The sequence below is a fragment of the Bradyrhizobium neotropicale genome, assembly GCF_001641695.1.
Taxonomy (GTDB): domain Bacteria; phylum Pseudomonadota; class Alphaproteobacteria; order Rhizobiales; family Xanthobacteraceae; genus Bradyrhizobium; species Bradyrhizobium neotropicale.
This window is the reverse complement of record NZ_LSEF01000040.1, coordinates 1-12,308: the sequence shown is the minus strand read 5'-3', so window position 1 is coordinate 12,308 and position 12,308 is coordinate 1. Positions and strand designations below refer to the sequence as shown.

The following is a 12,308-nucleotide window of genomic DNA, read 5'->3' as shown; positions in this document are numbered from 1 at the left end:
GTGAACTCTACGATCACCAGCGCAGCAAACGCGGCGCCAACACTGCGCCCGCGATGGTGCAAAGCAAGATCGTGCCGCCGTACCAGGCGGCAATGAACGGCAACGAATCGTCGGTGCAGTGCAGCGCGTAAGCCAATGCGCTTGTGCCGCCGGCAACGAGACCGGTGAACGCGCCTGTACGGACAAGATTGGTCGGGGCAGCCTTTCGCACAGCCCATACCAGGACGGCAAAAGGTACGATCGCGATGACAGGTATCGATAGGAGACATTCCAGCCATTCATCCCCAAGGATCATTCTGTTCCAGTGCGAACTAGGCGCAGATCCGAGGCTGGCGGCGGCGAGCAGGATGATCGCGGCGAAGGGCACAAATGCCCAGAAGGAGGGCATTCCGAGTTCCCCTCCGGGACGTGAGAGCCGCATTAGATAGACAGATGCAACGCCGATGACCGTAACCGCAAAGGCGAGCTTCGCGATGAGGAACGCGGCAGCATGGGCCGTCACGAAGTCAGTGCGCACGCCAAGCCACAGCGCCGCCACGCAAAGTGCCCCGACGATCGCAACAGCGAGAGCAAAACCGACGGTTCGTCGGATGAGCCCCCGATCGACCGGCTCGAGATGCCTGCTGAGCGCCGTGACGAGTTCGTCCGTCTTCATGTTTTGACCTCTTTGGCGATCAGGTTCGCCAGTGCCTTCAACCCGCGGTGGATGCTGACCTTTATTGCGGGTTCCGAGAGCTGGTACCTTCGCGCTGCCTCAGCGACGCTCAAACCCTCGAGCTTTACCGCACCGATCGCATATTGCATGTTTCTTGGCAGTTTCTCGATCAGGCGCCGGATATCGTAGCTGTTCTCCGTGGCGACATGGTCGTCATTTGCCATGATATCGTCGGCTTCATCGATCGGCACGTCGGCGCGCGACGTCCGCGACCTCCGCAGGAAGTCAATCAGCTTATAGCGCGCGATCGCATGGACCCAGGGCGTCAACAGTTCCGCCGGATCGTAACTGTGCCGCTGGATATGAATAGCCAGTAGTGCTTCCTGAACCAAATCCTCCGCCTCCATCGCGCCCTTGCCGAAGCTCGCAAGCTTGCGTTTGTAGTAGGCCCGCAAATGCTGGCTCAGCCGCTCAAGCAACCGCCGGTGAGCCGCCGCGTCGCCGCCCTGACCGGCCAGCATCAACGCCTTGAGTTCCCTCTCGGAAGTCGTCATGCCTGCCTATCTCGTTAGTTCGTTGGCGCGGCAAATTTGGTTACAGCTCTCGGGGAGCCGAGGCGAAAAACCAGGATCTGTACCAATTCAAGCATCCGTGGTCGCCGAGGCATGACCCGTCATTCGGCCGCTTCCGAACGATCAACGCCGATCGGCCTCTCGCCGTCGCCATTCGGCCGAACGGCCGCCGACGATTTCTTCGATAGCTGGACGCCCTTCACCAGCCCGAAAATCGCGGGGATCACGATCAGCGTCAGCAGGGTCGACGAGAGCATGCCGCCGATCATGGGCACTGCAATGCGCTGCATGATCTCCGACCCCGTGCCGTTGCTCCACATGATCGGGAGCAGGCCGGCCATGATCGCGACCACCGTCATCATCTTCGGCCGGACGCGTTCGACGGCGCCTGCCATGATCGCCTCGGAGAGATCGGCCCGGGTCTCAGCCCGGCCTTCGTAGATGCAGCGTGCTTTGGTCTCGGCAAGCGCCTGGTTGAGGTAGATCAGCATCACCACGCCGGTTTCGGCCGCGACGCCGGCAAGAGCAATGAAGCCGACCGCGACCGCCACCGAGAGGTTGAAGCCGAGCCACCACATCAGCCAGAGCCCGCCGACGAGGGCGAACGGCAACGACAGCATCACGATCATTGTCTCGGTGATCGAGCGGAAGTTGAGGTAGAGCAGCAGGAAGATGATCAGCAGCGTTACCGGCACCACGATCTTCAAGCGCGCAGCGGCGCGTTCCAGATATTCGTACTGCCCGCTCCAGACCACGTAATAGCCCGGCGGGAACTGGACGCTTGCCTGCACCGCACGCTGCGCCTCAGTGACGTAGCCGCCGAGGTCACGGTCGCGGATGTCGACATAGATGTAGCTCGCCAATTGCCCGTTCTCGGTCCGGATCGAGGTCGGCCCGCGCGTCGGCGTGACGCTGGCGACCTCGCCGAGGGGCACGGCGCCGCCGGCCGGCATCGGCACCAGGATGTCGCTGGCGATCGCCTTTGGATTGTCGCGCAGGTCGCGCGGATAGCGCATGTTGACGGTGAAGCGCTGCCGGCCTTCGACGGTCGTCGTCACCGTCTGGCCGCCCAGCGCGGTTGCGATCGTGTCCTGAACGTCCTGCACCATGATGCCGTAGCGCGACAGCGCCTCACGGTCCGGCGTGATCTCGAGATAGTAGCCGCCGAGGCTTCGCTCGGCATAGGCCGAGGAGGTCCCGGGGACCACCTTGAGTACTTGCTCGATCTGCCGGGCAAGCTTGTCGATCCCGGCGAGATCGGTGCCGATGACCTTGACGCCGATCGGGGTGCGGATGCCGGTCGAGAGCATGTCGATGCGCGCCTTGATCGGCATGGTCCAGGCGTTGGAGACGCCGGGGAATTGCAGCGCCTTGTCCATCTCCGCTATCAGGCTGTCGACCGTCACGCCCGCTCGCCACTCTGCCTTCGGCTTGAGGTTGACGATGGTCTCGAACATTTCCGACGGCGCGGGATCGGTCGCGGTGGCCGCGCGGCCGGCCTTGCCATAGACCGAGGCCACTTCGGGAAACGAGCGGATGATCCGGTCCTGCGTCTGCATCAGCTCGGCTGCCTTGGTCACGGAAATGCCGGGCAGCGTGGTGGGCATGTAGAGCAGGGTGCCTTCGTCGAGGTTCGGCATGAACTCGGTGCCGAGTTGCCGCGCCGGCCAGACCGACACGGCGAGCACGCCGAGTGCGAGCAGGATCACGACGATCCTCGCCCGCAGCACGGCCGCAATGACCGGCCGATAGATCCAGATCAGGAAGCGATTGATCGGATTCTTGTGCTCCGGAATGATCTTGCCGCGGACGAAGATCACCATCAGCGCCGGTACCAGGGTCACTGACAGAAGCGCCGCCGCCGCCATCGCAAACGTCTTGGTGAAGGCGAGCGGGCTGAACAGCCGGCCTTCCTGCGATTCCAGCGTGAAGATCGGCATGAACGACACGGTGATGATCAGCAGGCTGAAGAATAGCGCCGGCCCGACCTCGGCGGCGGCCTCGATCAGGATCGTCACCCGCGATCGGCCGGCCTCGGCGCGCTCCAGATGCTTGTGCGCATTTTCGATCATGACGATCGCGGCGTCGATCATGGCGCCGATCGCAATCGCGATGCCGCCGAGACTCATGATGTTGGAGCCGATCCCGAGCAGCTTCATCGCGCCGAAGGCCATCAGCACGCCCACGGGAAGCATCAGGATGGCGACGAGGGCGCTGCGGACATGCAGCAGGAAGACGATGCAGACAAGCGCCACCACGACGCTTTCCTCGAAAAGCGTGTGCCTCAGCGTGTCGATCGCGGCCTTGATCAGCGTCGAGCGGTCGTAGACCGGGACGATCTCGACCGATTTCGGCAGACTGGTCGCGATCTCCTTGAAGCGCTTCTTGACATTGTCGATCACGTCGAGCGCATTCACGCCGAAACGCTGCAGCACGATTCCGCTCGCGACCTCACCTTCGCCGTTCAGCTCGGCAATGCCGCGCCGCTCGTCCGGTCCGAGCTCGACGCGGGCGACGTCGCGCAGCTTGACCGGCGTTCCGTTGTCGGTCTTCAGCACGACATTGCCGAGATCGTTGATGCTCTTGAGATAACCCTTGCCGCGGATGACATATTCGAACTCGGAGAGTTCGACGGTGCGGCCGCCGACGTCGGCATTGCTGGCGCGGATGGCGTCGCGCATCTTCTGCATGGTGATGCCGAGATCGCGCATGCGCTGCGGATCGAGGATGACATTGTACTGCTTGACGAAGCCGCCGACGCTCGCGACCTCCGCCACGCCTTCCGCCTTGGCGAGGGCGAATTTCAGGTTCCAGTCCTGGATCGTCCTTGTGTCGGCGAGGTTCAACTCCCGGGACATTACGGCGTATTGGTAGACCCAGCCGACGCCGGTCGCGTCCGGGCCGATTGTCGGTGTTACGCCTGCGGGCAGCCTTGCCGCCGCACTGTTGAGAAACTCGAGCACGCGCGAGCGGGCCCAGTAGATGTCGGTGCCGTCCTCGAAGATGACGTAGACGAAGGAGACGCCGAAGAAGGAGAAGCCGCGCACCACCTTGGACCTCGGCACCGTCAGCATTGCGGTGGTGAGGGGATAGGTGACCTGGTCCTCGATCACCTGCGGCGCCTGGCCGGCAAACTCGGTATAGACGATGACCTGGGTGTCGGAGAGGTCGGGAATGGCGTCCAGCGGCAGATGGATCAGCGCATAGAAACCGGCAGCGGCGGCAAAGCCGGTGCCGAACAGCACCAGCAGCAGGTTGCGGGCCGACCAGGCGATGACGCGCGCGATCATGGCTTGGCTCCCGTGGCCTTCTCGCCGGTGGGATTGTCGGCTTGCATCGGCCCTGCCTCATTGAACCCCTTGAGCGCGGCCCTCAGGTTGCTCTCGGCGTCGATGAGGAAGTTGGCCGAGGTGACGATGGCATCGCCCTCGGCAAGCCCATCGCGGATCTCTACGTAGCCGTCGCCCCGTCGTCCGAGCTTGACCTCGCGCGGCTCGAAGCGGCCTTGTCCCTTGTCGATGAGGACAGCCTGCCGGCTGCCCGTGTCGAGCACAGCGCTCTCGGCGACCGCGAGGACCGGTGCCGCACTGCCGGTATCGATCTCGGCATCGACATACATGTCCGGGAGCAGCGCGAGGTCGGCATTCTCCAGCTCGATCCGCACCCGTGCCGTGCGTGTCTCCTTGTTGACCTGCGGATAGATCACGCTGATCCGGCCGTTGAAGCTGCGGCCGGGATGGCTGCGCGCGCGCACCGTCACCGGCTGGCCGACGGCAATGTTGCCGAGGTCTCGCTCGGCGACATCGACGATCGCCCAGACCAGCGAGATGTCGGCGATACGAAACAGCACGTCGCCGGGCTGGGCACGCATTCCCTCGATCGCGTTGCGCTGGAGCACGATGCCGTCGCGTGGCGACGACCATTGAATGGTGATGGGGACCGCGCGGCTCTTCTCCATCTCGGCGATGGCGGGCTCCGGGACATCGAGATTGACCAGCCGTTGCCGGGAGCCTCGGCCATAGGGTTCGATGCCTGCCGTGGCTTTCGACGTGATTGTCGCAAGATATTCGGCGGCGGCGGACGACACCGCGGAGCTGTAGATGTCCATCAGCGGCTGCCCTTTCGCTACGCGGCTGCCGGTCGTGACATCGGCCACCTTCTGCACGTAGCTCTCGGCGCGCATGGCGATGACCGAGACCCGCCGCTCGTCGAGCTGGATCGTGCCGGGGACGCGAACCAGCGTCCTGATCTGGCGGCGCTCGGCAGGTTCGGATTTGACGCCGCTACGCTGGATCCGGCCGGGCGACAGCTTGACCGAGCCGTCGTCGCTGTCGTTGCCTTCATAGACGGGAATGTAGTCCATCCCCATCGAGTCCTTCTTCGGCACCGCCGAGGTGTCGGGCAGGCCCATCGGGTTGCGGTAATACTTGATCTTGCGATCGCCCTGCGTCGTTGCCGCGTTCTTGGCCGCGTTCATTGTTGCAGGCTGCTCCGGCGCGTCGACAGCCGCCGGCACGGCGACATAGTCGCGGCCGTCCTCGGTTTTCTTCGGTGTCGGCGAATAAAGCGGTTTGCCGTCGGGGTCCTGATAATAGAGCGGGGCGCTGGCGTCGGCCGCGCCGGCAGCGGACAGCAGGCGGCCGTTATCCGGCGGCAAGGCGCTGCCGGCGAACAGCCCGGCACCTGCCGCAGCGAGGATCGCAGCGGCAGCGCCGATGAGGCGGCTGCGGCTCATTGCTCGGCCGTGACGACGAGCTTGTTGTCGACCGTCCCGGTTTCGCCTTGCACCTTGGCGCCAAGCGAAAGCTGCCAGCGACCGGCCATGCCGAAGGTCGCCTTGAAGCGGTAGGTGCCGGGCTCGGTCCCCGGCATGGGCGTGACCTTGGTGGCCATCTCCTGCATGCCGTCAGGAGCCATGTCGAGCCGGCTGGCGAAGACCACCGCGTCGGGTACGGCGTTGCCGCTGGTCTTGTCGACCAGTCGCACCGTCACGATGCGATCGGCTCCGGTCTTGACGGTCGGCTGAATGAGCCGGAACTCGTAGTTCTTGATTTCGGCATGAGCGGCGCCCGTAAGGGCAGCGCCGATCAGCACGGCCATGGCGGCGCGTGCGACGTTGAACGTTGTCATGATTTCAATTCCTCGATGGGTCTGATGGAGCCGTCAGGGCCGCAGGCGACAAGCCGCAAGGCGGCAGGCCGCGATGCGCGCACCGGGTTCGGCACGCGGGATCATCAGGCGCGGGAGCGCCGATCAGACCAGGGTTCGAGGCGGGTGGTCGGGGGGCTTTGTGCCGAGACCGTCGACAGGAAGATCATTGCGCAGCACGCGCGCGCTGTGCTGAGCCTGACGCTCGATCAGGGCAGCAGCTCCGGACGGCGCGGGGACGGAGAGGTTCAGCATGCAGAGCGCCACGAACGGACAAGGTCCGCCATCGCCGCCCTTGGTCTGTCCCGGACAGCATGGCATGTCCGCCATCGCCTGCGTGTCATCCGACGAAGCCTGCGCGTCGTCCGCCATCGCTTGCATGTCGTCTGACATCGCCTGCATGTCGTGGTGATGAGCGGCGCCGGACACAGGCGCGGCAAACGCGGGGGCGGCCACCGGCGCGAGCAGAAGCCCGAGCGCGACCAGCAGCATGACCACAGCGTTGGCGAACCGTTTCAGCAGCATGCCTCATTGTCGCACGTCGTGACGGAACCTGCAAACCGTGCCCGCATCACGATTTGGCCAGAGACAAGCAGAGGCCTTCTGCTCGCCAAGCATATAATTCGTGTTAAGAAAATTCGGAAGTTTTGGAAGAGCGTGCGATCAGGCATTGGGCTCGGGCCGTTGCGACAACAGCGCATCGGCTGCCGCGTCTTGAAGGAGCCAGTCTTCCGTGGCTTCGATCGTGACCGCGACGCGACGACTCGCCTCCATCGCCAGCTCGAGCCATTTGATGGCTTCATCGATCCACTGGTCGTGGTGCGCGGGATCGGCGATGGCCTTTTCCCGAAATGCATCTGCCTGCTTCAGGCAGGCGGTTCTGCGGTCCACGCGGCTCTCCCGAGTTTCCCGCCCCGCTCGCATCTTTGATGCATCGCGTAGTGGACGTCGTTAACATAGGACAGGTGACGCGGCGCAAAAACGGAAGGCGCCAGCGCCGGTGCGAACCAGGGCTGGAGCAATCGCGGTCATCAACTAGCGTGGGAGCGCCCGACCTTCATACATGAACGTCATCGGCTTTGGTCCCGGCATATAGCCGACATCGAGATCCTCGACGGCGAAGCCGTTGCCGCGGATCAGGTCTGCGATGGCGCGGTTGAGATGGCAGCCGCCCGCGATCACCTTCCAGGGCGGGGTCAAACGATCCTGCCACCATTGCACGCTCGCCTCAGGCGCACGGCCATGCTCGACGAACAGGAGCTGTCCGCCCGGCTTCAGGATGCGTCGTGCCTCCGAGAGTGCGCGACTGACATCAGGGATGCTGCACATGGTCCACGTCGTCACGACGGTGTCCACGCTCGCATTTTCCAGCGGAATGGCTTCCGCGGAGCCCTCGATCAGCTCCAGCCGGCTTGCATGCTGCCGACCGGCGTCGCGGGCGATCTCCAGCAGCCTTGGCGATGGATCAATGCCAATGATCTGAGTCACGCCCGGCCCGTAGAAGCCGAGATTGAGCCCCGGACCAATCCCGAGCTCGAGGACGCGGCCCGTCGCAGCGGATGCGACCCGGGTCCGATATGGCACGAGGTAGGGCTGTCGCATCGCGAGCTGCGTCAGCCAAGGCAGGATCCTGTCCTGATAGAAGCTCATGCGCGTCCTCGGACATCTTATCTGTCTCGCGGGACCGTGCCGGTCCCGCGTCTTGCTGCGGCGAAGCTTACGCGCGCTCTTCCCAGATCATGGCGAGATGCACGATGGTCTGTACCGCCTTCTCCATGTCCTGCCGGCTCACCCATTCCAGGCGCGAGTGGAAGGCGTGCTCGCCGGCAAAGATGTTGGGGCAGGGCAGGCCCATGAAGGACAGCCGCGAGCCGTCGGTGCCGCCGCGGATCGCGGTGCGCATTGGACGCAGGCCCGCGCGGCGGATCGCCTCGATGGCGTATTCGAGGATGTGCGGGTGACGGTCGATCACCTGCTTCATGTTGCGGTACTGCTCCCTGACCTCGAACCGGTAGGTCGAGCGCGGGTATTCCTTCATCACGTCCTTCACGATGCCCTCGAGCAGGGTCTCCTTCTCCTTCAGGCCCTCTTCGGTGAAGTCGCGCACGATGAAGGCGAGCGTCGCCTGCTCGAGCGCGCCGGTGATGCCGATCGGATGCAGGAAACCCTGTTTGCCTGACGTGGTCTCGGGCGAGCAGCCTTCCTTCGGCAACCGCTCGACGATGGCGGCGGCGATCTTGATCGCGTGCTCCATCTTGCCCTTGGCGTAACCGGGATGGGCGCTGACGCCGTTGATGGTGATGGTGGCGCCGTCGGCCGAGAAGGTCTCGTCCTCGACACTGCCGGCGCTCTCGCCGTCCATGGTGTAGCCGAAATCGGCGCCAAGCTTCTTCAGGTCGACATTGTCGACGCCGCGGCCGATCTCCTCGTCGGGCGTGAACAGGATCTTGATGGTGCCGTGCTTCACGTCGGGATTGTTGATGAAGAAATGCGCGGCATCCACGATCTCGGCGACGCCGGCCTTGTTGTCGGCGCCAAGCAGTGTGGTGCCGTCGGTGGTGATGATGTCGTTTCCGATCTGGTTCTTCAGCGCCGGGTGCTCGGCAAAGCGGATCACCTGGGTGGGGTCGCCCGGGAGCGTGATGTCGCCGCCGCGATAGTTCTTCACGACCTGCGGCTTGACGTTCTTGCCGGTGACGTCGGGCGAGGTGTCCATGTGCGAGCAGAAGCAGATCACCGGCACCTTCTTGTCGGTATTGGCCGGGATCGTCGCATAGACGTAGCCGTAGTTGTCGAGATGGGCGTCCGCGACGCCCATGGCCTTGAGCTCGGTGACGAGCACGCGGCCAAGATCCTTCTGCTTCTCGGTCGAGGGCGAGTTGGGAGATTCGGGATCGGATTGGGTGTCGATGGTGACGTAGCGCAGGAAGCGCTCGGTCACGGTGTGCGTGAAGGTGAGGGAGGACATTTCTGTTCAAACCGCCGGGTCAGGTGAGCAGGCGATATACCAGAAAAGCGTCATTCCGGGGGCCGCATCGAAGCGGGCACGACGCAGGATCAGGCTTAACGAACCGTAGCGCTCAGATCGCTTCTTTCAGTTCCTTGACCGGGCGGAATGCGACCTTCTTGCTGGCCTTGATGTGGATCGGCTCGCCGGTTGCGGGATTGCGGCCGGTGCGGGCAGCACGCTTGCGGACCTGGAGGATGCCGAGGCCCACGATCCGGACGCGGTCGCCCTTCTTCAGATGCTTGGTGATCAGGTCGACCATGTCGGTGAGAATCGCCTCGGCATGCTTTTTCGAGAGCTCCTGGCCTTCCGCGATGCTGGCTGCGAGGTGCTTGAGCGTGATGGTGGCTGGGGCGGCTGCCTTCTTCGCCATATCTGGCCTCCTCGTTTCCTGCCGGTGTCCTGAGGCGAAATGGCCTCGAAACCCGTACAAGTTCCGGAACGCGTAGACGATTCGGGACTGGACTGACTACGCCGCTGGCGCGGCCGTTAAGCATGGTCAGCATGCGCCGCTCGTAGAAGCGCGGGCGTTGCGGCTGTGGATGCAACGTCCTTGACTTCACCAAGTCCCGCCTTTAAGTCCCCCCTCGTTCCGCGGACATCTGCGCGTCACGCGGGAGTAGCTCAGTTGGTTAGAGCGCCGGCCTGTCACGCCGGAGGTCGCGGGTTCGAGCCCCGTCTCTCGCGCCATTTTTGGCGGAATATCAAGCCCTTAGACATACCACGATTTGGAACCTTCGACCACAAGTCCAAGGGATGCCGGCGACCTTGCACCTCTGTGCCGGTCTCGTTCGCCGCCGGTTTTGACCATTTGCCTCCGGATAGCTCCAGCGAAGCGTAAAAAGTGGTCTCCAAATCTGTGAATCGGAGCCTTTTTGACCGACGCCCACGCAGTTTGGCGCCTGTATCAAAGACGCCGCCGAGAAGGGCTGGCTCAAGAGCGGAACAGATGTGCGGCTATCGATCGCCCGAGGCGGCCTTACTCTTGTTCTTCTTTGGGGAGGGGCTCTGGGGTCTTGCGGCCTGGGAAGGCCACGGGAGCTGGTGGCATTTTTGCTATCGCTTGCTCTAGCTCGGTAGCGATAGCCCTGTAGCGCACGAGCAACCTTGTGAATACGTCCCGCTTAATTTGGCTCTTTGCAGCCTTCTGAAGGCGCTCGCATTCGGCGATTTGGACGCGGAGCAGTTCTAGGTGGGCCTTCATGTCCTTCATGACTTCTTGCGCTCCTGCGCCGCCTTGGCCTCGAACAGCGCAATAATGGCGGCAACCACGGCGATGCCGATCCCTGCCATTATCAGTACCATTTCGCTCATGGTTGCATTCTAGCGCAGGAATTACCGGAGGGTTCCAAAAGTTCAAACTGAGGGAAGGGCGAGGGGCCCGGCTCCGGTGCACGAAGAAACGGCCCCGGCCCAACCCTAAATGCCGGGGCCGTTCGAGGTCCCTTGGCGCGAGCACCAAGGGCCAACAGCCTAGACCAAAGCCGGCGTCGGATATGTCCACTTCTCTAATCGGCCGTTTGAGGTCAAGCACTTTCAGACTATCCGCCACTGCAGTGTCGATGTCGCTCACGGGCTCGCGCTTCTCTTCGGAATCGGCACCAGGGCCCTTCCATCATGGGATTCGAGGACGAAGTAGAACAATCTTTTGCGCGGCCTTGTCGTTAGTTTGAACGACAGGTTCAAGCGGACATGCGAACTCACCTCATCCATCGTCCCGCGAGGGACATCTTTCCACTGCTGGGTGGATCTCGAGTTTCCTCCTATCGGCTTTGATCCTGAACGGTTTTCATGCTGCTGTCGCGGTTGGCTCCCGGGTCCACCGGAACTCGGTGCCATCGACCCATATGCGGTGCATGATGACGGCCAGCCGACGGGCCAGGGCCACGATCGCCTTCTTCATTCCGCGACGCCTGGCGATCTGCATGGCCCAGGCCTTGAGCCAGGACCATTTCTTCGAATGCAACATGCTCTGCGCTGCTTCGTAGAGCATCACCCGCATCATCTCATCCCCGCAGCGCGATATCCTGCCGCTCCAATCGATCTCGCCTGATTGATATCTGGAGCTCGTCAGCCCAAACACTGCCCCGACCGACTTGGATTTTCGGAATCGGGCTGGCACATCGACGGTCGCGCGATAGGTCAGCGCCACCACCGGGCCGACACCGGGGGTCGTCATCAGGCGCCGGCACACCTCGTCGTCGCGCACGATGGCCAGCAAGCGGCGGTGCAGGATGATGATCTGTTCGCGTAGCGCCCGCCGCACGACGAGCAGCGGTTCCACCAGGATCGCCAAGTCGGGAATAGTCTCGACAAGCTCCTGGATGCGGGCCTCGAACCTCACCATTCCGACTATGCCCACCTTGAGGCCGAAGTTACGCAAAGTCCCTCGCAGATCGTTCTCGATGGCGATGGCCTTCGACTGCAATAGCTTGCGATGGGTTAGCAGCATACGCAGTTTCTGGCTGCGTAGCGTCTTCACATGCACCGGGCGATACACTCCCACCCGCATCATCTGAGCGATGCCGCGCGCGTCATTGCGGTCGGTCTTGTTGATCTGCGCCTTCAGCACCGCCTGCATGTGCCGAGTCTCCACACAGATCACTGGTAACTCGGCTTCGGCGAGAGCGCTGAACAGCCATTGCGATAACGGCCCGGCTTCCAGTCCGATCCGCTTGAAGCGGTAGGCGGGATTCCCCAGAACCTTCAGAAGCGCTTGGGGCTCACTCGCCACCTTCACTTCCTTCAAGATCTTGCCCGTATCATCCAAAATGCAGACACTCGTCTCCTTGACCGATACGTCCAGTCCGGCAAAATGGTCCATGCTGCGCTTCTCCTGATGCTTGAGGCCGTCACCACGGACCTCGTTTTCACCATCAGCCTGAAGCGCAGCACCTTAAATATTCAGCTATCCACAAGCTGGGCC

General features: G+C 63.1%; 11 protein-coding genes and 1 tRNA gene. 1 reads left to right on the top strand and 11 read right to left on the bottom strand.

Features of this window, described 5'->3' with window-relative positions; genetic code table 11:
- Positions 1 to 13 precede the first annotated feature (13 nt).
- The 10 genes from AXW67_RS12195 to AXW67_RS12150 form a co-directional block, all read right to left on the bottom strand.
- Complete coding sequence (locus tag AXW67_RS12195; protein ID WP_063678080.1) at positions 14 to 655, bottom strand: DUF1109 domain-containing protein; 642 nt, start codon at positions 653 to 655, stop codon at positions 14 to 16.
- Positions 652 to 1,209, bottom strand: a complete 558-nt coding sequence (locus tag AXW67_RS12190) for a sigma-70 family RNA polymerase sigma factor (RefSeq protein WP_063678079.1) — start codon at positions 1,207 to 1,209, stop codon at positions 652 to 654. Before AXW67_RS12190 ends, AXW67_RS12195 begins: the two co-directional genes overlap by 4 nt.
- 119 nt (positions 1,210 to 1,328) lie before the next feature.
- Complete coding sequence (locus tag AXW67_RS12185; protein ID WP_063678078.1) at positions 1,329 to 4,517, bottom strand: efflux RND transporter permease subunit; 3,189 nt, start codon at positions 4,515 to 4,517, stop codon at positions 1,329 to 1,331.
- Positions 4,514 to 5,962 (bottom strand): efflux RND transporter periplasmic adaptor subunit, encoded by a 1,449-nt coding sequence (locus tag AXW67_RS12180; RefSeq protein WP_063678077.1) that lies wholly within the window; start codon positions 5,960 to 5,962, stop codon positions 4,514 to 4,516. The genes AXW67_RS12185 and AXW67_RS12180 overlap by 4 nt, the downstream gene beginning before the upstream one ends.
- Entirely contained in the window at positions 5,959 to 6,357 is a 399-nt protein-coding gene (locus tag AXW67_RS12175) for a FixH family protein (protein ID WP_063678076.1), read from the bottom strand. The genes AXW67_RS12180 and AXW67_RS12175 overlap by 4 nt, the downstream gene beginning before the upstream one ends.
- A gap of 123 nt (positions 6,358 to 6,480) precedes the next feature.
- Complete coding sequence (locus AXW67_RS12170; RefSeq protein ID WP_063678075.1) at positions 6,481 to 6,900, bottom strand: hypothetical protein; 420 nt, start codon at positions 6,898 to 6,900, stop codon at positions 6,481 to 6,483.
- A 138-nt stretch (positions 6,901 to 7,038) separates the two neighbouring features.
- Positions 7,039 to 7,266: a hypothetical protein gene (locus AXW67_RS12165; RefSeq protein ID WP_063678074.1), complete on the bottom strand. Its 228-nt coding sequence runs from the start codon at positions 7,264 to 7,266 to the stop codon at positions 7,039 to 7,041.
- Between the two features lie 144 nt (positions 7,267 to 7,410).
- Complete coding sequence (locus AXW67_RS12160) at positions 7,411 to 8,025, bottom strand: class I SAM-dependent methyltransferase (protein WP_063678073.1); 615 nt, start codon at positions 8,023 to 8,025, stop codon at positions 7,411 to 7,413.
- A 67-nt stretch (positions 8,026 to 8,092) separates the two neighbouring features.
- Positions 8,093 to 9,343, bottom strand: coding sequence for a peptidase T (gene pepT, locus AXW67_RS12155; protein WP_063678072.1), 1,251 nt, complete (start codon positions 9,341 to 9,343; stop codon positions 8,093 to 8,095).
- A gap of 112 nt (positions 9,344 to 9,455) precedes the next feature.
- Positions 9,456 to 9,755: an HU family DNA-binding protein gene (locus AXW67_RS12150; RefSeq protein WP_063678071.1), complete on the bottom strand. Its 300-nt coding sequence runs from the start codon at positions 9,753 to 9,755 to the stop codon at positions 9,456 to 9,458.
- 240 nt (positions 9,756 to 9,995) lie between these two features.
- Between AXW67_RS12150 and AXW67_RS12145 the strand changes: the two genes are divergently transcribed.
- Positions 9,996 to 10,072: transfer RNA gene (locus AXW67_RS12145), tRNA-Asp, on the top strand.
- A 1,099-nt stretch (positions 10,073 to 11,171) separates the two neighbouring features.
- Here AXW67_RS12145 and AXW67_RS12135 read toward each other — a convergent pair.
- A complete protein-coding gene (locus AXW67_RS12135) occupies positions 11,172 to 12,206 on the bottom strand; it encodes an IS110 family RNA-guided transposase (RefSeq protein WP_063676386.1) in 1,035 nt (344 codons plus the stop codon).
- Between the last annotated feature and the right edge of the window lie 102 nt (positions 12,207 to 12,308).